This is a genomic window from Vibrio sp. PSi01 (genome assembly GCF_054960695.1).
This window is the reverse complement of sequence record NZ_JBHNYN010000009.1, coordinates 43,032-65,155: the sequence shown is the minus strand read 5'-3', so window position 1 is coordinate 65,155 and position 22,124 is coordinate 43,032. Positions and strand designations below refer to the sequence as shown.

19 protein-coding genes are annotated in these 22,124 nt (G+C 43.9%); 9 read left to right on the top strand and 10 right to left on the bottom strand.

Annotation, left to right across the window (positions count from 1 at the left end):
• Nucleotides 1–14 precede the first annotated feature (14 nt).
• Nucleotides 15–1,919: a PTS fructose transporter subunit IIABC gene (locus ACFI6G_RS13795; protein ID WP_462710310.1), complete on the bottom strand. Its 1,905-nt coding sequence runs from the start codon at nucleotides 1,917–1,919 to the stop codon at nucleotides 15–17.
• Between the two features lie 378 nt (nucleotides 1,920–2,297).
• Here ACFI6G_RS13795 and ACFI6G_RS13790 point away from each other — a divergent pair, with 378 nt between their 5' ends.
• Both ACFI6G_RS13790 and ACFI6G_RS13785 read left to right on the top strand, forming a co-directional pair.
• Nucleotides 2,298–3,137 (top strand): helix-turn-helix transcriptional regulator, encoded by an 840-nt coding sequence (locus ACFI6G_RS13790; protein WP_102421525.1) that lies wholly within the window; start codon nucleotides 2,298–2,300, stop codon nucleotides 3,135–3,137.
• 552 nt (nucleotides 3,138–3,689) lie between these two features.
• Complete coding sequence (locus tag ACFI6G_RS13785; protein WP_462710309.1) at nucleotides 3,690–5,468, top strand: sodium:solute symporter family protein; 1,779 nt, start codon at nucleotides 3,690–3,692, stop codon at nucleotides 5,466–5,468.
• A 150-nt stretch (nucleotides 5,469–5,618) separates the two neighbouring features.
• Here ACFI6G_RS13785 and ACFI6G_RS13780 read toward each other — a convergent pair whose 3' ends face one another.
• Both ACFI6G_RS13780 and ACFI6G_RS13775 read right to left on the bottom strand, forming a co-directional pair.
• Entirely contained in the window at nucleotides 5,619–6,392 is a 774-nt protein-coding gene (locus ACFI6G_RS13780) for a PTS sugar transporter subunit IIA (protein WP_462710322.1), read from the bottom strand.
• 7 nt (nucleotides 6,393–6,399) lie between these two features.
• On the bottom strand, nucleotides 6,400–6,702 hold the full coding sequence (locus ACFI6G_RS13775) for a PTS fructose transporter subunit IIB (RefSeq protein WP_010432939.1): 303 nt from the start codon (nucleotides 6,700–6,702) through the stop codon (nucleotides 6,400–6,402).
• Nucleotides 6,703–7,022: 320 nt separating this feature from the next.
• Between ACFI6G_RS13775 and ACFI6G_RS13770 the strand changes: the two genes are divergently transcribed.
• Nucleotides 7,023–8,888, top strand: a complete 1,866-nt coding sequence (locus tag ACFI6G_RS13770; protein ID WP_462710308.1) for a fructose-specific PTS transporter subunit EIIC — start codon at nucleotides 7,023–7,025, stop codon at nucleotides 8,886–8,888.
• Nucleotides 8,889–8,997: 109 nt separating this feature from the next.
• Here the strand turns inward: ACFI6G_RS13770 and ACFI6G_RS13765 are convergent, their stop codons facing one another.
• Both ACFI6G_RS13765 and ACFI6G_RS13760 read right to left on the bottom strand, forming a co-directional pair.
• On the bottom strand, nucleotides 8,998–9,582 hold the full coding sequence (locus ACFI6G_RS13765; protein ID WP_010432944.1) for a TetR/AcrR family transcriptional regulator: 585 nt from the start codon (nucleotides 9,580–9,582) through the stop codon (nucleotides 8,998–9,000).
• A 153-nt stretch (nucleotides 9,583–9,735) separates the two neighbouring features.
• Complete coding sequence (locus ACFI6G_RS13760; protein WP_010432946.1) at nucleotides 9,736–9,909, bottom strand: hypothetical protein; 174 nt, start codon at nucleotides 9,907–9,909, stop codon at nucleotides 9,736–9,738.
• Between the two features lie 401 nt (nucleotides 9,910–10,310).
• Between ACFI6G_RS13760 and ACFI6G_RS13755 the strand changes: the two genes are divergently transcribed.
• Entirely contained in the window at nucleotides 10,311–12,290 is a 1,980-nt protein-coding gene (locus ACFI6G_RS13755; protein ID WP_010432949.1) for a methyl-accepting chemotaxis protein, read from the top strand.
• A 139-nt stretch (nucleotides 12,291–12,429) separates the two neighbouring features.
• Here the strand turns inward: ACFI6G_RS13755 and ACFI6G_RS13750 are convergent, their stop codons facing one another.
• The 4 genes from ACFI6G_RS13750 to ohr form a co-directional block, all read right to left on the bottom strand.
• Nucleotides 12,430–13,203, bottom strand: coding sequence for a 2OG-Fe(II) oxygenase family protein (locus tag ACFI6G_RS13750; protein ID WP_010432952.1), 774 nt, complete (start codon nucleotides 13,201–13,203; stop codon nucleotides 12,430–12,432).
• A gap of 9 nt (nucleotides 13,204–13,212) precedes the next feature.
• The gene (locus ACFI6G_RS13745) at nucleotides 13,213–14,553 is read right to left on the bottom strand and encodes an aldehyde dehydrogenase family protein (RefSeq protein WP_010432954.1); all 1,341 of its coding nucleotides are present in this window, start codon (nucleotides 14,551–14,553) and stop codon (nucleotides 13,213–13,215) included.
• Nucleotides 14,554–14,715: 162 nt separating this feature from the next.
• On the bottom strand, nucleotides 14,716–15,024 hold the full coding sequence (locus tag ACFI6G_RS13740) for an ArsR/SmtB family transcription factor (RefSeq protein ID WP_010432957.1): 309 nt from the start codon (nucleotides 15,022–15,024) through the stop codon (nucleotides 14,716–14,718).
• Between the two features lie 199 nt (nucleotides 15,025–15,223).
• Nucleotides 15,224–15,646, bottom strand: a complete 423-nt coding sequence (gene ohr / locus ACFI6G_RS13735; RefSeq protein ID WP_462710307.1) for an organic hydroperoxide reductase Ohr — start codon at nucleotides 15,644–15,646, stop codon at nucleotides 15,224–15,226.
• 127 nt (nucleotides 15,647–15,773) lie between these two features.
• Here ohr and ohrR point away from each other — a divergent pair, with 127 nt between their 5' ends.
• From ohrR to ACFI6G_RS13715, 4 genes are all read left to right on the top strand, one after another.
• The gene (ohrR, locus tag ACFI6G_RS13730; protein ID WP_016797727.1) at nucleotides 15,774–16,211 is read left to right on the top strand and encodes a transcriptional regulator OhrR; all 438 of its coding nucleotides are present in this window, start codon (nucleotides 15,774–15,776) and stop codon (nucleotides 16,209–16,211) included.
• Nucleotides 16,212–16,467: 256 nt separating this feature from the next.
• Nucleotides 16,468–17,928: a methyl-accepting chemotaxis protein gene (locus tag ACFI6G_RS13725; RefSeq protein ID WP_462710306.1), complete on the top strand. Its 1,461-nt coding sequence runs from the start codon at nucleotides 16,468–16,470 to the stop codon at nucleotides 17,926–17,928.
• Between the two features lies 1 nt (nucleotide 17,929).
• Nucleotides 17,930–18,394 (top strand): hypothetical protein, encoded by a 465-nt coding sequence (locus tag ACFI6G_RS13720; protein ID WP_016797725.1) that lies wholly within the window; start codon nucleotides 17,930–17,932, stop codon nucleotides 18,392–18,394.
• Nucleotides 18,395–18,944: 550 nt separating this feature from the next.
• On the top strand, nucleotides 18,945–19,493 hold the full coding sequence (locus ACFI6G_RS13715) for a carboxymuconolactone decarboxylase family protein (protein ID WP_010432969.1): 549 nt from the start codon (nucleotides 18,945–18,947) through the stop codon (nucleotides 19,491–19,493).
• 142 nt (nucleotides 19,494–19,635) lie between these two features.
• Here ACFI6G_RS13715 and ACFI6G_RS13710 read toward each other — a convergent pair whose 3' ends face one another.
• Complete coding sequence (locus ACFI6G_RS13710; RefSeq protein WP_010432972.1) at nucleotides 19,636–21,063, bottom strand: aminotransferase-like domain-containing protein; 1,428 nt, start codon at nucleotides 21,061–21,063, stop codon at nucleotides 19,636–19,638.
• 124 nt (nucleotides 21,064–21,187) lie between these two features.
• Between ACFI6G_RS13710 and ACFI6G_RS13705 the strand changes: the two genes are divergently transcribed.
• Entirely contained in the window at nucleotides 21,188–22,087 is a 900-nt protein-coding gene (locus tag ACFI6G_RS13705) for a DMT family transporter (RefSeq protein ID WP_010432974.1), read from the top strand.
• Nucleotides 22,088–22,124 lie beyond the last annotated feature (37 nt).

Genomic DNA, 22,124 nt, shown 5'->3' with positions numbered 1-22,124 from the left:
GGAGTTGAAATGGCTTAAGCCGCTGCTGTCGTTAGCTTGGCTTTGCGTAGATTTTTAAGCGCGATACAAGTCACCGCAGTCACACCCGCACCAGATGCCATGCACAGAAGTGCCAGCAATGGGTAGTTCATTGCGCCTAGTAAAGCGACCACTGGACCACCGTGAGCAACGCTATTGGTGATACCAAATGAGAACGCCATAACCGCTGCCGTCATTGAGCCAAGTACATTCGCCGGGATAACCGACATCGGGTCTTGAGCCGCGAAAGGAATTGCACCTTCAGAGATACCTACTAAGCCCATCGCGCCTGCTGCTTTACCCGCTTCAATTTCAGAAGATTCGAACAGGTCGAACTTACGGCCAAGTCTGGTTGCGATAGCCATACCCAGTGGAGCGACAGGAATTGCACATGCCATTGCACCCATGAACTGAGTTTGACCGCTGGCAATCATGCCGACTGAGAATAGGAACGCCACCTTGTTGAACGGACCGCCCATATCGAAACCGGCCATGCCACCCAGTACGATGCCTAGCAGAACCACGTTGCCTGTACTCATGCTCGTTAGTAGTGCAGTTAGAGCATCCATTAGCCCTGCGATAGGTGCACCGATAACAAAGATGAATAGACCCGCGATGAATAGAGAACCTGTGATCGGAGCGATCATGATAGGCACAAGCGGTTGAACGAACTTGTGGTAGTTAAACGAGGTAATCCATTTAACGAAGTAGCCGACTAATAGGCCAGCGATGATTGCGCCAATAAAGCCTGTACCTGCGTCAGCGCCGTAGAAAGAGCCGTTGTTAGCAATCCAACCACCGATAAGGCCAGGGGTTAGGGCAGGGCGGTCAGCAATCGCGTAAGCAATGTAGCCAGCCAAGATTGGGATCATCAGGGTGAACGCAACCACACCGACTTCGAGAATTTGGTTCCACATGCTGCCAGCAGGAATCGCCATGCCTGATTCACTTGGCTCGCCGCCAATCGCCAGTGCAAGGGCTATCAATAGGCCGCCAGTCACGACGAATGGGATCATGTGAGATACGCCATTCATCAAGTAACGGTAAAGGTCTGAACGTGCTTGTGAGGCTTTTTCTACAACAGATTGGTTGGTCGGCGCTTGTTCAGCTTGGTAACTAAGTGCGTTGAGCGCTTGCTTAATCAAGCTTTGTGCGTCTTTGATTGGTGCTTTTACGTTAGTGCTAATGACACGTTTTCCAGCGAAGCGAGCCATGTCGACCTGTTTATCGCAAGCCACGACAATCGCGTCTGCACGTTCGATCTCTTCTTGAGTTGGGCTGTTTTTAACCCCGATAGAGCCGTTGGTCTCTACCTTGATGTCGTAGCCAAGAGCCGCCGCTCCTTTCTCTAGCGCTTCAGCTGCCAAATAAGTGTGCGCAACGCCAGCTGGGCAGCCTGTCACACCAATGATGAAGCCTTGTTTCTCAACGTTGGTTTCGGTTGCTGAAGGCTCAGGTTTGCTAAGCAGCAGTTCTAATGCTTCTTGTTCAGATTGAGCATTCATAAAGCTTTCAATAAAGCCTTCTTCAATCAGTTTTGAAGAAAGCTCTGCCAGTACTTCGATGTGGTGATTATCGCCGCCATCAGGAGAGGCAATCATGAAGAACAGTTTTGATGGCTGACCGTCATCGGCGCCGTACTCGATACCCTGTTTATGGACGCCGATAACAACCGCGGGTTTGATCACCGCAGCGCTTTTCGCATGTGGCAGGGCGATGCCTTCTTCAAACCCTGTGTTGCCTTGTTCTTCACGCGCCTTAATGTCGGCAAGAAACTGTGCTTTGTCTGAAATTCGACCTTGCGCATAAAGTATGTCTATCAGCTCTTTAAATACCTCTTCTTTTGAATCAGCGCTAAGCGAAAGCTTAATCAAATCTTGATTGATCAATGTTGTGATCATAATGAACCCCTACTCTGTTTTTATTTTGTTAGGGGTATTCTGGAATCTATGGCTTACCTTCTGTAGTGAAGAAAAAATGCATTTACTGGATGATTGTTGCGTTATAAATGGAGTGTGATTTTGATCGGTCGAGTGGTCGTTTTTAGGCTTGTGTTGACAAGACTTATCATGCTTTGGTGCTTTTATTTATAAGGGATTCGGCGTGTTTTGTTATCTGGGAAATAACGTGATTCATCAGTTTTTGTACTGGAGATTTATTTCTAAAACTGGATTTTTGTAACCTAGATCTCAAATTGTGATTTTGCTCAATAGCACTATGTTTCACTAAGGAGTATATCTATTCCCATAGCTTTATTGCTGCCCATAAGAGTTTTAAAAATGATATTTCATGACTTAATCTCCTCTGTATTAAATGAGCGAGAACCGTTTCACAACATCTGGTTTGCTGGAGATTTTCATACGCCTCCAGCGTGCAGTTACCAGGTGAACTTTCCACGTTTAGAGTTGGTGCTAGACGGAGAGTACGTTAATGAAATGGAGAGTCATGATCGCAAAATAACCAACGTTATTGCCAAAGCCGGAGACGCAATTTTCATCCCTCCGAACTGTTGGAATAAACCTAACTGGGATACCGACTGTTCGGTGTTGAGCATGCTATTTGGTCGTCGTCAGCTGGGTTTAAGTTTGGTGAGTAAGCGCAAAGGCGAGGAGAGCTTTTACGATATTCAAAAGCACAGTATTCAGACTCGTTCTGGGTTTGCGATTGATAACATTTTGGAGGCGCTAAGTTCGTTAGCGAGAGAGAGTAACAAGAAGCCGATGGATGAGTTATTGTTGCAAGCTCTACTGCAATACAGCAAGACGATGTTGGAAGCGCCCGTAGAAAAATCTCATAGCCGAGTACAGGATGTGTATCAGGGGATCTGTATCTACATTCAAGAGAACTTCCACCGCCAAATAACCCGAGACAGCATTGCCTCTCGCTTTAGCATTTCATCGAACCACTTGTCGCGAATGTTCCGTCAACAAGGCCACATGACCCTGGCGGAGTACATTACCCGTGTTCGTGTCGACCGCGCTAAGTTCATGCTTAAGAAGTACAACTTCAAACTCAATGAAGTGTCAGTCCGCTGTGGCTTTAAAGATGTGAACTACTTCTGCCGAGTATTTAAAAACCGAACAGGAAAAACCCCAACCGAATATCGTGGTTCAATCTAATATACTCTAAAGTTCCCTTTTCTGACCTGAGCTTATACGACCGAAATTTGTATGACTAGAGCATCACTGCTGGCTCTGAGCTGTGGTGGTCACTTACTTTGTGTTTTCCTCTAGTGTTTATTCCTACGCTTCATCTCTAAGCTCGTTTTTCTATTTATCCCACTTCACTAAATACCCCTAATTAATAACATTAAGAGTTAGCTTTGCGAGTTGCTTATTATTTCCGCTCTCTATTAATTGAATTAAACGTGTGAGAGTTGATGTATTAACGCGATGCATTTAATGAATGTTAAGTAAATTAAAAACCACTTATCGAGACGACAAAATCTTGTTATTGTTGTCCGAGTTACTGATTGAGGTTCTTTTAAGTGATTGATTTTAAATGTTTACTTCATGTCGGATTATTCTTTGTTTACTAGCGCGTAATTAATGCCTCGAAATCGAATATTCAGGTTTATATGTCCCATCACAATCTTGACTTATAATACTACAAATTAAATTTTCTATGGATAATATGCTCTTCAGATATTAATAATAAAGAAGACTTAATTCATGGAACTCAATACTCTGATCGTAGGAATTTATTTCCTTTTCCTTATCGCAATAGGTTGGATGTTTAGAACGTTCACCAGTACAACCAGTGACTATTTCCGCGGGGGCGGTAACATGCTTTGGTGGATGGTTGGCGCAACTGCGTTTATGACTCAGTTCAGTGCTTGGACTTTCACCGGTGCAGCAGGTAAAGCGTATGCCGATGGTATGGCTGTCGCGGTAATCTTCCTAGCAAACGCATTTGGTTACTTGATGAACTACCTGTACTTTGCTCCGAAATTTCGTCAACTGCGTGTAGTAACGCCAATTGACGCGATACGCATGCGGTTTGGTAGCTTCAACGAGCAAGTGTTTACTTGGTCTGGCATGCCGAACAGTATTGTTTCTGCGGGTATCTGGTTAAATGGCTTGGCGATCATTGCATCGGGCATCTTTGGCTTCGATATGACGACAACCATCGTTCTAACCGGTCTTGTTGTACTGGTGATGTCGGTTACTGGCGGTTCATGGGCGGTTATCGCGTCTGACTTCATGCAGATGGTTATCATCATGGCGGTAACGGTAACGTGTGCAGCTGTGGCTATCGTGCAGGGTGGTGGCGTTACTGAAATCATCAACGATTTCCCTGTTGCAGAAGGCGCGTCATTTGTTTCTGGTAACAATCTGAACTACGTAAGCATCTTCGGAATCTGGGCATTCTTCATCTTCTTCAAACAGTTCAGTATCACCAACAACATGTTGAACTCTTATCGTTACTTAGCTGCAAAAGATTCAAAGAATGCGAAAAAAGCGGCTCTGTTGGCGTGTATTCTGATGACAATTGGTCCAATCATTTGGTTCATGCCACCTTGGTTCGTGGCAGGGCAAGGCGTTGATCTTGCGGCGCATTACCCAGATGCTGGTTCTAAAGCGGGCGACTTCGCTTACCTATACTTCGTAGAGCAATACATGCCAGCAGGTATGGTGGGGCTTCTCATCGCAGCAATGTTTGCAGCAACTATGTCTTCAATGGACTCAGGTTTAAACCGTAACTCAGGTATCTTTGTTATCAACTTCTACCAACCTATTCTTCGTCCAAACGCGACAGAGAAAGAGTTGATGGTTGTGTCTAAGTTGATGTCTTCGGTTTTCGGTGTCGCTATCATCCTTATCGCACTGTTTATCAACTCGCTGAAAGGTTTGAGCTTGTTCGACACTATGATGTACGTTGGTGCATTAATCGGTTTCCCAATGACGATTCCAGCATTCTGTGGCTTCTTCATTAAGAAGACTCCGGACTGGGCAGGTTGGGGCACGCTAGTGGTTGGCGCGATTGTGTCTTACATCGTAGGTTTCGTGACTACCGCTGAAATGCTACAAAACTGGTTCAATCTAGAGCCGCTAACAGGCCGTGAATGGTCTGATTTGAAAGTAGCGGTAGGTCTGATTGCTCACTTAACGTTTACCGGTGGCTTCTTCATTCTGTCGACTTTGTTCTACAAACCATTAGAAGCGTCTCGTCAGAAAGATGTCGATACCTTCTTCAACAACCTTGCGACACCGTTGGTTTCTGAATCAACAGCACAGAAGAAATTGGATAACAAACAACGTCACATGCTGGGCTCACTGATTGCAGTATCTGGTGTGGCAGTAATGGCGATGTTTGCTCTACCGAACCCATTCTGGGGAAGAATGATGTTCGTGCTATGTGGCGGTATCGTGTTTATCGTTGGTCTAATGTTGGTGAAAGCCGTGGACGATTCGGTGGAAGATGCGAAACAAGAGAACAAAACGGCTTAGGTAACTAAACCTACAAGATAGGCAATTTAGAAATAGAACGGCTGAGCGTGATTGCTCAGCCGTTTTTTATTGTGTGAGCCATTGAGATTATAACCAATAGAGTGAGTAACTTAGTTGATTAGGGAAATGAATTTAAAAGGGGGAGATGAACTAAATCAGGCGTGAAGAGATGTACATCAATAGGGCCTGTAGGTCGACACTGCTACGGGTCTTTTGTAAACGCTCGTTGACCTGATCGTGAAGCAGGTTTCTGGTTAGATTAGTGGCCGCCACAATGTGCTCTCGCTGTGACTTGGTAGGCAGTACCAAAGCGATTGCAACATGCACTTCACCAATGCGTGATGCCCAATCAATAGGATCATCACTGACAATGACTGCAATCGAGAGATCTTGAGTCGATTCAAACATCACATGCGGCAGTGCGATCCCAGGTGACACACACGTCGAAGAGCGTTCCTCTCGTTTAATAAACGCCAGAATCAGTTCATCCGGATCTTGTGGATACACCAGATGAGCAAGCCCTTTCAAGCATTCAAATTTGGTCAGTTGAGTTTGTGCTTTGGCATGGTGCCACTTGATGTCACAAGGCGGGCATATCTGCGGCATGCGCTGGATTAAGTCTTTCGAGAACTCATGGTTCACTTGTGAGCCGACCATGGCGTAATGCTCAGCAATCACATCTTTAAGAACGAAACACGCTAGCTCGGCATCGATGCCAATGGCAGTGATCTGGCACAAATCGCCACGAAGTAGGCCCACTTGCAACATCGCAACAGATTTGGAGAGATCAGCCGTTCGATTTTGAGTGATGTTGATAATTCGGATGGTACTTTTGAATTTCTTTGCTAAGCGGCTAAGTGGCTGCGCAACGTGTGAGTTAGCTGCAGGATCGTCAACGAAGAAGGTGATCTGATATTCGTTCATGAAAGGTTTAGGTTCGACAATGCTTAATAAAGACTTTATCGACACTCAACAACACTTCTTCCATTGGAATGAATAAGGTTTTAGCTGGGTCGAAGCGGCTTGGCTGTTCAATGTCGATATCAGAGACGATCAACACCTTGTCTGCGAGGCTAATGTCCTGTGCAGAGAGTAAGTTTTCAATACCCATAGCGCCTTGTGTTTCAACTTTGATTGAAACGTTGAATTTAGGGGCTGTTTTATTTAAAGCATCAGCTGCCATATAGGTGTGTGCGATGCCTGTAGGGCACGCAGTTACCGCTACAATTCTCATTATTATTCTCGGCTTAATCTCGTCCCTGTTACGTTACATAAGCTACCTTTCAGAAGCTATTTTGCAAAAGCTATCTTGCGTGGGAAATCCAGTATGGAAAGCTCGCATAGGGGAGGGGCGATATTGTTATGGGTTCTGTGGATTTTATGGATTGGCGTTTTTTATTCCAAGGTGAAAGTCACACTCTGAGTTCTTGGTTACAATAATCCAGTTAATGCACCTTTCGTCCTATATATTGAGTGCCCCCACACCGTTAATCTTTTCATCTTATTAACCTCTTTATCTCATTCATTCAAATTGGTACTCGGACGAGGCAGCACATGGATATCACTGACATTATCGAGCCCGAGATTATCTGCTTGGAATTGAAAGCAGACTCAAAACAGGCGGTATTTGAAGAGCTTGTCGAACTGCTCGACCGTGCTGGTAAGCTTTCCAATAAAAGTGAATTCCTTGATGACATTTGGAAGCGTGAGGCCATTGGTAATACGGGCTTTGACGATGGTATCGCCATTCCACACGCGAAAAGTACCGCGGTTGCTAAGCCTGCCGTTGCGGTTGGGATTAGCCGAGCGGGTATTGATTATGGTGCTGATGGTGGTGAACTGTCTGATGTGTTCTTCATGCTCGCTTCGCCTGACAACAATGATGACCATCATATCGAGGTACTGGCTCAGATCTCGACCAAGCTGATTGAAGATAACTTTGTTACAAAATTAAAGGCGGTTGAGTCGGTCGAGGAAGCTCAAGAGTTGTTTCTCGAAGCTAATTCTGAATCGTTCGATAGTTACGCCTCAAGCCATCATGAAGTTTACGTCGAACCACTTAGCCCTTGGGCTCAATCTCTTAATCGTCTAAAAGAACACCTGCTGTACGGAACTTCGCACATGATCCCATTCGTGGTCGCGGGCGGTGTGTTGTTGTCTTTGTCGGTGATGATGTCGGGTCACGGCGCAGTACCAGAGAGTGGCGTGCTGGCAGATATCGCGCAGATGGGCATCGCTGGCTTAACCCTCTTTACTGCCGTATTAGGCGGCTACATCGCCTACTCAATGGCCGACAAACCGGGTTTAGCGCCCGGTATGATTGGTTCTTGGGTTGCGGTGAATCAATACAACACAGGCTTTCTTGGGGCGATAGTGGTCGGCTTCTTTGCGGGTTTTGTGGTGAACCTACTAAAGAAGATCAAGCTGCCAGACAGTATGATCTCGTTAAGCTCTATCTTCATCTATCCACTCGTTGGCACCTTCGTCACTTGTGGTGCGGTGATGTGGGTGATTGGCTCTCCGATAGCTCAAGTAATGCTTGAAATGAACCAAATGCTCACGGGCATGGCGGGTTCAGGAAAGATGGTGCTCGGCAGTATTTTAGGCGCGATGACGGCCTTTGATATGGGCGGCCCAATCAACAAGGTTGCTACGTTGTTTGCTCAAACGCAGGTGAATACCCAGCCTTGGTTGATGGGAGGCGTCGGCATTGCGATTTGTACACCGCCATTGGGTATGGCATTGGCAACTTTCATATCACCGAAGAAATTCAAACGAGACGAACGCGAAGCCGGAAAAGCCGCTGGCATCATGGGAATGATCGGCATCAGTGAAGGTGCGATTCCATTTGCTGCTGCGGACCCTGCACGTGTTCTACCTGCAGTCGTGGCTGGTGGCATTGTCGGTAATGTGGTTGGCTTCATGTTCCATGTGGTCAACCATGCACCATGGGGTGGCTGGATAGTGTTGCCAGTAGTTGATGGCAAGATTGGCTACATCATTGGCACGCTCGCGGGTGCGCTTACCACCGCTTTAATCGTAATATTGCTGAAAAAGAATGTGGTCGAAGGTGAGGCGAGTGCCAACCAGTTTGCTGGTGGTTCGGTGACGGAAGAAGGGCAAGCGGATGTACTCGCGATCACTTCTTGTCCGTCTGGTGTTGCTCACACTTTCCTAGCGGCTAAGTCTTTGGAAAAGGCGGCGCATCATCTTGGGGTTCGGATTAAAGTCGAAACACAAGGTGCCAACGGGATAGGTAATCGCATTACACAAAAAGACATTGAAAGGGCAAGGTTGGTGATCTTCGCTCACGATGTGGCGATTAAGGAAGTCGAGCGCTTTGCGAATGTCAAAACGTTAGATGTCAGCACCAAAGAGGCGATGCTTAATGCGCAGGCGTTGATCATGAGAAAGGTGTAATCCTTAGACCGCACAGTTTATCGGCTCCAAACTAAAAAGACTCCGCTCTAGACCTGTTAAGGTGAAAGTGGAGTCTTTTTGTATTGTGCTCAATCTAACAGGTCAGACGCTAAAAAGGATGGTATTTAAATACGTCTTCAACCATTGAATTGAGTAAATCGATATCGTCACAGGTTTTTGCGTAGGTACGCAAGCCGGCGATTTGAACCTGAACATGTCGAGCAAGTTGAGCCGGTTCTCGCTCTTTGCTTATCTCACCTAGCTCTTGTGCTTCCGCAATCACTTTAGCAAATTCACCTTCCATGATCTTTAGTGATTTCTTTGCTTCTTCCAATAATTCTGAATGTTCATCAGTGAGTTCAGCAACCGTTTTTGCCAGCATACACATGCCGTTAGGTGAACTCTGTTTAGACTCGACAACAACGCGTCTTACAAAGTTTTCGAGTGCTTGAATGGGCGAGTCAGTTTCATTGCGAAAGCGGTTCAGATTGAGGATGCCAAGTTCGGTATAGCGAGCAAGAGTTTCCTTAAACAGTCCTTCTTTGCTGCCAAAAGTCGCGTAGATGCTTCCCGGGCGCATATCAATCACGTCCTGTAGGTTACGCATAGATGTTGCGTGAAAGCCTTTTTCCCAATACAGGTTAGTTGCTTTGTCTACTACATCTTGTCTATCGAACTTTGCCGTTTTAGCCATAACATCTACTTCATTAAACTGAACACATACTCAATATTTTATGCTGAACGCTCGTTCTAGTAAAGCCACACCAGTAAGAAAACAGGCTGCTTAGTCTAGTTATTTGCTAAATGATTGAAACAAAATGGCTAGTGTGTAACTGCAGGCTGCAATTTATGCGTCAACAACTTCTACGGTTTTATGTTGCGCACCGTAATAGGTGCCTTCATCAATGGTATACATTAAAATTTCATCGCATTCTGGGCAGTTGAATTCTTCGTTGGGTTCAATTGCTGCCTCTTCTACCCATTCCCATCCAATGTTTTGTTCGCAAGCAGGACAATCCATAAAAAACCTCTAATTATGCATCTACGTTAATTTTACGAGCTCGGCATTATACATAGTTGATGTTGAATATATAGACGGTCGTGAGGACATAGCTTGATAAGGCTTGTACAGTTAGTGTGGTCTACCACTTTGTGGTTATGTAAAATCTGTCAATTTTCAGTCACTTGCGCCGGAAAAATGTTGAAGATCGTATTTGTTTTCCGCTTAAGTTGCATAGCTAACAGTTTTATAAACAAGTCAATGAGTTCTACAAGGTTAAGTGTTAGGTTTATCGATTGCCGCCGATAGGGAATGGTAATTACTAAAACTGAATAATTATATGATCTCAACAAGGGCACATTGATATATAAGTGTGTCTAATTACAACCAGAAAGAGATTTGTTAGCTGCTAGGGAATAAAAATGAAATTAACCGATATGTCTTTTAAGCAAAAAATCATCGCTTTGCTTATTTTGCCGATCTTAGGCTTTCTATGGCTTAGTGTTTCTGCTATATCAAAAGGCGTAGAGACCACCAGTGAAATGTCATCATTAAACCAACTGACGCGTTTGTCGGTTGTATACAGTGAATTAGTGCACGAGTTACAGAAAGAGCGTGGAATGACTGCCGGTTTTATCGGCTCACAGGGTACTCAGTTTGTCAGTGAACTACGTTCACAAAGAGCAAGTGCGGATACTCGACGTGACCAGAGAAGCGAATATTGGCAGTCGGCTGATATCGATTTACCGCAAATCACAAAGTTGAATACAGAAATCAGCCGAAGCCTCAATCAGATCACTTCTATTCGTAATCGAGTCGACTCTCAATCTATCCCACTTTCTGAGGCTCTAGGTTACTACACTCAACTTAACGCAAAGTTATTGAGCGTATCGGCATTGATTGCAGAGTTGAGTTCGGATGCCACCATTACTACAGAAACCATCGCTTACTACAACTTCTTGCAAGGCAAAGAGCGTGCTGGTATTGAACGTGCTGTACTCAATAATACCTTCTCTAAAAATGAGTTTGGCCCGGGTATGCTTGTGAGGTTTATCTCTTTAATGACTGAGCAAAATACCTATTTCTCTAACTTTAAAGTGCTGAGCACCCCAAGCAATGTGAGTTTTTTTGAGCAACAATTGAATGATCGATCTGTCGCAGAAGTTGAAAAACTTCGACAGCTTGCACAATCGAAAATGAGTGGTTTTGATGTTGACCCTGTTTACTGGTTTGCACAATCAACGGCGCGTATTGTTCAGTTGAAGAAAACAGAGAACCAGTTAGCTGATTCACTGATCGCACTCACGGAACAAAAAACGACAGAAGCGCAGACTGCCATGATGGCGAGTATCGCGATGTTTGTTGTGATTACTTTGTTTGCAACTTTTGTTAGCTTCAAGGCTATAACCGATCTAACCACACGAGTGAAAGACCTTACTTTAGTGCTTTCAAAAGTTCGTGATGATAATGATTTGACAGTTCGTGCGACTTACGTAGGTAGCAGCGAGCTTGGCCAGATATCTTTATCGCTTAACGAAACTTTAGAGAAGTTCTCGCAGGTGATCGACAACTTGTCTCAATCGAGCTTAACACTCGCTTCGGCAGCAGAAGAGACGGCGCAAACTTGCCAATACAACTCCAATACCTTGGTTGAGCAACAAAACCAAATTGGGCTGATTGCAACGGCAACTGAGGAGCTTTCGGCAACCGTGAATGAAGTCGCGGCTAAAACGCAGCAAACGGCGACTTCGGCGAAAATGGTGGATCAACAGTCACAAGAGGGCTTGAGCACGGTCCAACACTCTTATGAATCGATTGAAATCTTAGCGTCTGAGATTAACGGCTTAGCTGAGAAAATTACTCATCTACACGAAAGCAGTAATAATATTAATAGCGTGATCGATGTGATTAAGTCGGTTGCTGATCAAACAAACTTGTTGGCGCTAAACGCTGCGATCGAAGCGGCTCGTGCTGGTGAACAAGGTCGTGGTTTCGCTGTTGTAGCTGATGAAGTCCGTACATTGGCTCAACGCACTCAAGAGTCGACGTTGGAAATTGAAGGCTTCATTAGTTCGCTACAGTCTGATGTACAAACAGCGTTCAATGTGATTGATAACAGTAAAAAAATGTCATCAAGAGCGGTTGAAGATTCGCGAGACGTAGAACAAACGCTACAAGATATTTCTGGTGCTGTGAGCGAGATATTCAGTATGACAGAGCAGATTGCAACGGCAACAGAAGAGCAAGCGGTAGTGACACAAGACATTGCTCAGAACGTAGTGGCGGTAGAGCAGAAGTCGACAGAATCTACGACGGGCGCGACTCAAATTGCGGCGACAGCGAAAGAACAAGCAGAATTGGCAACATCACTAAAAGAACTCTCGAATACGTTTAAGAGTTAATTTTTCCGAGATCATGGCTAATGGCTAATGGCTTAAAGTTAAGAGTTAAGAGCTATCTTACGTAACGAAATGTCCCGCTTAGTGCGGGACATTTTTTAGGGTTGAAGCGGCTAAGACTGCGCTTTATAAAAACGACAAGTTAAAGCTCAAACAATACGTCAGTACGAATAATGTATTTAGTCCCAGAAAGTATTGGTGCTGAGCCGTGTATACAATGGGCAGGGTGAGTACCGTGAGGAAAACATAGGACACTACCACTAGGTGTTTTAACCGATTCTATATCCGCATTCTCATGCCTTTGACGACGAGCAGGCTTACTCGGGTCGTCACGGTTAACCATGAATTGGGTTTCACCACCGACGAAATCATCACTCAATAGAAGCAAGAAAGTATACATGCTCCAACGGTCGCCAAAAGAGTCATCGATCAGTTCTCCACCGACAACTTGACTACCGGGCCAAGAGCCATCGGTGTGCATTTTAAAGAAATCCCCTTCATCGTAGCGATAAAATCGAAAACGACCGTTGATTCCAAGTGGTTTCACACCAGCAAAATGGTCGTACTTATCAACGAAATGATCTTTGCATCGGTTCCAGATGATTTCGAGTGTTTTAGGATCGGCGATCAGGTTGAGGTTTCGGTTATGGCGTATTTCTCTTGGCAATGAAACTGCGGCATCTTCTGTGAAACCAAGTTGGTTCGCTTCATCAAGTATCCGCTTAACCTCTTCAGGAAGAAGTACATCTCTTAGCTGGAAAGCTCCAGGTACATTGTTTACTTCAATGCGTGATACTGCGCTGACGCTGTCATTAAGTGAAAATGGATTAGCCGATTTTGGTGCCCAGACTGGTAGGTCACTGCACTGAGTGCCTGCTTCTCGTCTAACAACGTAGAATTTCTGTTCGTTATTCATTATGAATCCTTATTTTGAAACTACTTTCACTTGAGCAAATTGACGATGACCATCTACTGAACCGTGGTAGCCAAGGCCACTCTGTTTCGCACCAACCCAGGGAGCGTCACCACTACCGCCCTGACCTTGATTGATGCCAACCATGCCAGCGTCAAGTTCATCAGCAACCTCGTTGGCACCTTGGTTGCCGAATACCACAGCTCCCAATCCATACTCGCTGGCATTAGCACGTTCGATTGCATCATCAATGTTGGAGTAGCGAGTGATAGCGACCACTGGTCCAAAAGTCTCTTCTGTTTCTAACTTCATTTCAGGAGTCATTCCAGTGATAACAGTAGGACGGATATAACGATCTGGTTGTTCAATCCCGCCTAGAAGGAAAGTTGCCCCTTTTTGTTGTGCGTCTTTTAATTGTTCAACGATTTTTCCATGCTGCGTGGCATTGATGATCGGTCCTATGTTTACGTTAGGCATATCCCACGGGCCAATCTGGTACATGTTGGCGATCTCGGTGACACGTTGTTCAAATTTTTCAGCGATACGATCATCAACATAGATACGTTCAATCGAAGTACACATTTGTCCTGAGTTCTCAAAGCTGCCTGCGACGGCAAAGCGAGCTGCTTGTTCTAGGTTGGCATCACGCATCACTATCATTGGGTCTTTGCCACCTAGCTCCATGACCAAGCGTTTTACCTTGCTCGCTGCGCGTCGCATGATGTCTTGGCCTGTTGCTTTTGAGCCAGTGAACGCGATCATTTGGATGTCGCCTTCGACTAATGCCTCACCAGTTTCTCGGTCGCCATGCAAAATTGTTAATACGCCTTCGGGTAGGTGTTTTTGCAGCTCACCAAAGAATGCTTCAGCGATGAGAGGCGTTTCTTCTGAAGGTTTTAGAATCACGCTATTGCCCGCGACCAGTGCTGGCACAATGAGGTTGTTTGCCATCATCACAGGGTAGTTCCAAGGAGATATAACTCCGACAACACCTAGTGGGCGGTATTGAAGCTCTGTTGACCCTGACAATTTGCGAGTGTTGAGCGCGCGGTGTGCTTCTTCTGCATAATGCTGCCCCATGTAAATTGCGCCTGTTGCTTCACCAGTGGCGCGTCGGATATCTTTACCCATTTCGCGAGCAAGTAGTTCTGAGAGGGAATCTGCATACTGATCAAGGTGTTGGTAAGCTCTAATAATGGTTCGCACGCGCTCATTTATCGGGAGTTTTTTCCATACCTTTTGTGCTGACTTTGACTGGCGGATCGTTTGAACGACTTCATCTCTAGAGGCGCTATTGACTTCACCAAGCAGTTCTCCATTACTAGGATTAAAAGATTGAATAGACTTGCTCATGTTTACCAACTCCGTTTAATTTTTCGTATATTTTTTCTATTTAATTACATATCTACATATCTACATAGCTAGATATTGAGAAATTTCGATATCTAATCTTCTAAAAATAGACAAGATTAAAATGGGCGGCGTTATCCACCCAGTCTGTTTTGATTCTGCTTGTTAGAGTGAGTTAGATAACTCTTTTAAAAACTTCTCGATGTATTCGTCATTACGCTTGTAGTACGTCCACGAGCCAATGCGTTTTGAAGTAACCAGCTTTGCACGTTGCAAGTTAGAAAGATAAGACGAGACGGTCGATTGGGATAAGCCACTTTTCTCTTGAATAATGCTGACACATACCCCTTCAACGTCGGTATCAACGAGTTGTTTCTCTAGGTTAAAGTGCTCATGCGGTGACTTTAGCCAGTGTAGAATATCCCTTCGTACTGGGTTGTTGATTGACTTTAAAACTTCATTCATATCTGACATGGCGTTTGGCTGCTGTTTTCGACTAACGTGAAATATACTCTTTAAAGTAAGATATCGCAATATCTCGATATCCTGCTTTCTCTACATTGAGGTAAGAATGGCATTCATGTTTATCGTCGGCGTGTTGATTTCCTTAGTTAAGCTCTAGGCTCTCGTTCTATGCTTTAAGAACCAAGAACCAAGAACCAAGAACCAAGAACTAAAGCGCTTGTCCGTTAACCGACAATTTCACATCAATGTTGCCACGAACTGCATTTGAATATGGGCAGACTTGGTGAGCCGTTTTCACAAGCGTAACAGCTTGTTCCTGATCTAAATCGAGTTCAACGGCTAGTGAAATGGTTAAAGCAAAGCCACCATTCTCATTTGGACCAATGCCTACCGTTGCGGTTGTTGGCGCTGATGCGATCTTAATCTTCATCTCTTTCGCTACATGAAGTAACGCGTTTGAGAAGCACGCAGAGTAGCCCGCAGCAAATAGCTGTTCTGGGTTAGTCGCTTCACCTGAACCGCCCATCTCTTTAGGGTAGCTCAATGCCACTGAGAGTAGATTGTCATCCGTTGATACTTGGCCATTACGACCTGCCGTTGCTGTTGCAGAAGTTGTGTAGAGTGTTGTCATTGTTTTAGTCCTTATTTGAATTGTTTAAAATTAAATTGCGCACAACTTAATTTTAAAGCTAGCTTAATTGATAAAACTTGAGCGCGCAAGTATATTGTGCACAATTTAATTTATTGGTGAGGTGATCATGAGCGACCAAGATGACTATCTAAAGCTGGATAATCAGGTGTGTTTTGCGTTGTATAGTGCGTCGAATGCAATGAGTAGGGCGTATCAACCTTTACTGAAAGCGCTTGATCTTACTTACTTGCAGTACATTGTGATGATGGTGCTTTGGGAAGAAAAAGAGATAAATGTCAAAGCGCTAGGCGCAAAAACGCATTTAGATTCTGGTACCTTGACGCCACTACTCAAGCGTTTGGAAGCGAAAGGTTATGTGCTTAGAACTCGCAGTATTGAAGATGAGCGAGTTCGAGTTATCACGTTGACACTTGCAGGGGTAGAGCTCAAAGAGCAAGCGCAGACCGTTCCGGTTGAAATGCTGTGTCTTTCTAAGATGAATGAAGATGAGCTTAAATCGCTAAAAGCCCAATGTGAGCAATTGCTTGGTAATTTGACTTTTTAATACTGATCTTTTGTTGAGTGAGCACGTAAGATATCGGCTAGGTAAATTATAACTCTTTTCAATTTACGCTTTTAGTTCGTATTTAGTATTCAATTCAATTTAATTTGAATACTAAATCTATAACTATAACTATTCTTAATATGCTGAAAGTAATGATGTTTATTCGTTTAGATGTCTTGAAAATAATGGTCTAGAGTTTTTAGGTTCCCATACTTTTTGTACATAAAACAAGCCACACATAAAATTTAGGATTAAAATGTCATTTGAACGAACATTAACTTTTAAGCAAAAAACTTACGTAATTGCCGGACCTTTATCAATTTTGACCTTTGTTTACTTCATGCAATATGGATTTGCAATGGGAGATTTCATTGTTGCGGTATCTTTGATGATTGCGGTGGTCTCTTTTAATTCCCCAAAGTTCTCCTCGATGTTGCCGTACGTAATGTATGGTTTTGTGGCTTTACATATTCATCAAGCTTACGGCGATGTGATGCTGCATTTTGAAGTGTTTATTCTGCTTGGTCTTATGAGTTTATATAACAATTGGGTTATGGTGCTACATACTTATATTGCTGCTGCTATTCACCATGTAGCGTTTTATTTCATTCAAGTATCAGGACTTCCAATATACGCCTACCCTCCTGGCACCGGTTTCTCAATGGTTGTCGAACACTGCTTGTATGCTACGTTCCAAGCTAGTGTTTCTATCTATGGTTCACTAACTCAAGCGCAAAGTGTGCGTAAAATGGAATATGTAACAGCATCTGTAGAGAAGTTGGTGCAAGAAGATAAGTTAGATTTAAATATTGAACTCAAGACTGGTGACGATTTTTATTCTCGCTTCAACAGCTTTATAACCCAACTTCAGGATATGGTTAAAGTTCAGAATCACGTGATTGATGGGCTAAAAAATGTTGCGCAGAACCTTTTAAAAAATACTTCAGACGTCAATAAAGAAATTTCACACAATGCCACTAATGCAGAAGTTGCTACCCATGCAATAGAAGAACTTAGTCATTCCTTTGAGCGTATGTCAGTCATAGCCCAACATTGTAATGAAAGTACTCAAGTTGCGAATAAGCTAAGCTTTAGTGCTGTCGAAAAATCTGCCAATTGTCAAACGACTCTTGAATCATTAAAAATTACGGTAGGTAAAACGAAAGAAAATGTAATGGACGTGACTAGAGATACAAAAAACATTCACCAAATCTTAGAAACAATCACTGGTATTTCCGACCAAACTAACTTGTTAGCACTTAACGCCTCGATAGAAGCTGCGCGAGCAGGAGAGTCTGGTCGTGGTTTTGCGGTTGTGGCTGATGAAGTCCGTCAGTTGGCCATACGTACCAATACTAGCGTGGAACAGATTAATAAATCGCTTTCAGAATTGGATAGGCACATTAATCAGTCGACTCAAAACATCTCAAATGTTTTGCAATACTCGGATGAAGTGTTTGGTTCGGTAAGTAATATTATGGACATTACCCGGACAATCTCGACTACGGTTTCTGATGTGAATGACCAAATGTCACTGGTAACAAACTCAGTTGATGAACAATCCGTGGCATTGAACCAGATAACGAAAACGATGTCCGGTGTTAGTTCTCTTTCTAGTGCTATTACCGAACAATCAGACAATCAAAACCATTCTGTGATTGAACTTTCAGAATCTATTGAAGAGCTTAATCAAGCTAGCAAGCGTTTCGTAATCTAACGTGTTTAAAAATATTATCGTCTTCATTATTGTTATCGGAGTTGGGTATTGGACATCACATATTTTCAACTTTGATAAAAAAATGGAGTTTTCGGATACTCCTTTGGATGCTCAACTACATGAATGTCGCCTGGAAGGCGATTATTGTTTAAGCGGGGAATATGAGCTTCAGTTGATCGATGGAAGTTTTGCAGCCTTGCAAAGAACGGTTTTTACCTTGAACTATCGAGGAAGTCCTGTAACTGGAAAGATCCTTGTAACTTCTGATGATAATCAGTTTGGTACTTTGATAAGTCAAGCCATGGTTAACGAAGTCGATAGAAAGCAAGTGTTAATTCCTTTTTGTGGGAATCCTGTTATGAATATTATGGTGATTGATGCACTGACAAATTCTGGAATTATTATTACGTCTAGGGGAATTCATACTGAAAACTTCAGTAAAAGGGGGCTCGTCAGCATCGAGTAGAGTTGACGAACCTTTTGGTACCGACTGCCGTTTAAATGGCAGTTGGTAGGGCATCCGCTTGGGAGCTAACTCATGAACCAAGATATAAGCGATCAGCATACATACCAGCAGCGGTAAAGAGTGCATTGATAAAGTGTTTACCTTTGCTGTCCAGAGTTAGGGGACAAATACTAATGATCTTTACCAGTTTGAAGGTGAAAATGTCTAACCTTGTGATGAGATTAAATGTGATTAGATCACCTGAGGGCTTGTGCCGTTAATATTGGATCGTTGATTTAAGTAATAATTCAGACTTAGAACAAAACCCATCAGGTGTTACCTGGTGGGTTTTTCATTTTAAATCATGCAGGTAGAGTCAGAACTGTTTAAATGAATATAGTTATTCCATAATTGTTGATTCGATAAATTCAGCCTATTTGAACGAATGTTCAAAATAAAACTTGAACGATCGTTCTTGTTTGTTCTATATTGTTTTCACGCCAACGGAGAACAGTCTCATATCACTCCGATTGTGAACCAAATTAAGATAAAGAATCGAAAGGAATAGAACATGAGCAACTTTAAAATTCATTCAGTAGAATCAGCACCAGAACAAAGCAAACCTATTCTTGAGGGTGCAGTAAAACAAATGGGCCGAGTTCCTGGTCTTTTTGGTGTGATGGCTGAATCACCAAATACTCTGAAAGCTTACACACAGCTTCATCAAGCATTTAATGAGTCATCTTTTGATGCCGATGAGCTGACAGTGGTATGGCAAACTATCAACGTTGAACATGAGTGTCACTACTGCGTTCCTGCACATACGGGTATCGCACATTCAATGAATGTAGACCCAGCGATTACCGAAGCACTGCGTAACCGTGCTGCACTGCCAACTGAAAAACTTCAAGCACTGCATGATTTCACGCTAAGTATGGTACGTAATCGTGGCAATGTGCCAGAAAGTGAAATGGCAGCTTTCTTCGCTGCGGGTTACGGTCAACAACAAGTGCTAGAAGTGATTCTTGGCTTGTCGCAGAAAGTGATCAGTAACTACGTAAACCACGTTGCTCAAACACCAGTAGACAAAGTATTTGAACAGTTTGCTTGGGAAGGTTAATCGCTTAAATATCAACTTGCTTAGAGAGTAGGTTGCTTGAAGGCTACGCTAATTAGCCTTTGGCTATGGATATAGTGAAAGCCCCGCTTGGTTGAGTGGGGCTTTTTTGTTGGTGTCAGTTCTAATTGAGGAAAGTGAACGGTTAATGTGTATGTTTAGCGATGATCATAGCCAGTGTCACTATCCCTTCTTTCCAATCTTTGTTCTCTTCAATGTTCGCGACCGTGAAGCGCAAACAGTGTTTGTATTGGTCGTGTGTGCCAAAGACAGTACCAGGTAAAATACCTAATTTATGTTTTAAGCAATCTTGATAGACGGAATAACTGTCGACCGATTCCGGTAGTGTTATCCAGTTTAAAAATGAGCCTTCAGGTTTTGATAGGTGGTAACGCCCGACAAGGTGAGGGTAGCTATCTAATGCATGGATTAATAGGCTTTGGAACTGCTTTTGATTGGTTTGATAGAGTCGTTTCATTTTAGAAAGATGACTGCGGTATTTGCCTGTAGTGAGAAACTGACCTACTGCGGATTGCATCAGGTTTGAGCTCCCCATGTTGTCACAAAGGAGATATTTTTCGACTTGAGCTTGGTAACGCCCCGAGAGCAACCAACCTATACGTAGGCGTGAGTCTAAGGTTTTAGAGAGCGAATTCACGTAGATAACTCGATCTTGGTCATCAAGCTCTTTTAGGCTGGCAATAGGTGCATCAAACGCCAGGCTACCAAACACATCATCCTCGATAATCGGCAAAGTTCCGGTTATCTCCAACAGCGTTTTTCGATTAGATAATGGCATCCGTGAGCCCGTTGGATTGGTAAAGTTTGGTGTTAGCACTAGCGTTTTTACATCCCATTTATCCAGTGCACTTTGTAGAGAAGGGATGTCGATTCCGTGGCTAACACTGCTTGGTATTTCAAGGGCTTTTAAACCTAGCGACTCGAGCAACAACAAATTGCCGAAGTAACACGGTGACTCTACCGCCACGATGTCGCCCGGTTTGGTGAGCGCGCGTAAAGCCAAACTGATCGCCTGTTGTGCGCCATGCGTAATCGCAATCTCTTTCGATCCCGCAGGTACGCCTAGATCGTGGGTGATCTTTAACAATTGTTTTACTAATTGCTCGTCACCAGGAGGCAATTGGTAGTAACCGGGTAACTGAGTTTGCAATCGGCTGTGGCGACCGATCTCAGCGTACAAGCTTCGTATTGCGGGGTTATTGATGTTGGGATGGGCAGAGCCAGCTAGAAGCTTTAAACGACCTTTGGGGCGAGAGAGAACTGATTTAGTGACAGATAAGAGGTCAACTTTTTGAGGTTGGCTTGGTGCATCCCAGCTGGTGGTATTGGGCGCTTTCACACGATAGCCTGATTTAGGTACTGAATAAACCCAGCCTGTCGCTTCCAGTTCTTGGTAGGCGCGAATCACGGTATTTTTACTCACACCAAGCTGCTCGCTTAATTGACGAATTGAGGGAAGGCGATCGTCTGGTTGAAAGAGTCCTTTATCGATCTGAGCCTTAATATGTTGTTCGGTAGCAAGGTATTTATTGCCGCTGAGTTCTGCTTCCACGTTTTTCTCCCTCGTTGCTCACTCTCAATCTGTAACCATTTAAAGTGTTATATCTGTATCTTTATTAGTTATCTGTACCCAACTAAGGTAACAGCATTGATGAAGAGTTGACCAGAGGTTTGTAATGCTGATTAAAATGATTCCGTTTGTGTTTGTAATATTGTGGTCGTCAGGCTTTGTCGGTGCACGTCTTGGTGTGGAATACGCGGAACCCGCAACATTACTTTCACTGAGGATGGTAGCCAACGTGGTGCTGTTCTTGGTTTTGATTGCAATCCTTAAGCGTCGTATCCCTCTTGGTCGCGCATTCTTCCATGCTTGTGTGGTCGGCATCTTGATTCATGGTTTCTACCTTGGTGGCACCTATCTGGCGATTGATATGGGTATGCCTGCCGGGTTGAGTTCTCTACTTGTTGGCTTACAACCGATTCTTACCGCATTGATTATGATCAGCTGTAGTTCGCAGCGTTTTAATTTCGCACAATGGCTAGGATTAGCCCTCGGTTTTGCGGGTATTAGTTTGGTGTTGATGGGCAATATTGAATGGCAATCTGATGACCAAAAGGGCATGGCGACGTTGTTGTGTTTGGTTTCGCTGGTGGGTATCACGGTCGGTACATTGTACCAAAAGCGTTTCTGCAAAGGGACAGACATGGTCGGTGGTGCGATGGTGCAATATCTTGCTGCGGCTTCGCTATTTTTACCTTTCGCCGTGCGTTACGAAACCATGCATGTGAATTGGACTATTGAATTTACACTAACGTTAGCTTGGTTAGTGATTGTCTTATCTTGCATTGCTATTCTGTTGTTGTTGTACATGGTGGAGCATGGGGCTTCTTCGAGTGTAGCATCGGTGTTTTATTTAGTACCACCAACGACGGCAATTCAAGCTTGGCTTATTTTTGGAGAGTCGTTTGATATCTACGGCGCAATGGGATTCGCGTTGTCAGCGACAGCGGTATATTTGGTCGTGAAAAAGCCAGAGTTACTAAAAGTTCGTAGGCAAGCAGCACTTGATCGATAGATATAAAAAGAGCCTGAATCTTCAGGCTCTTTCCGTT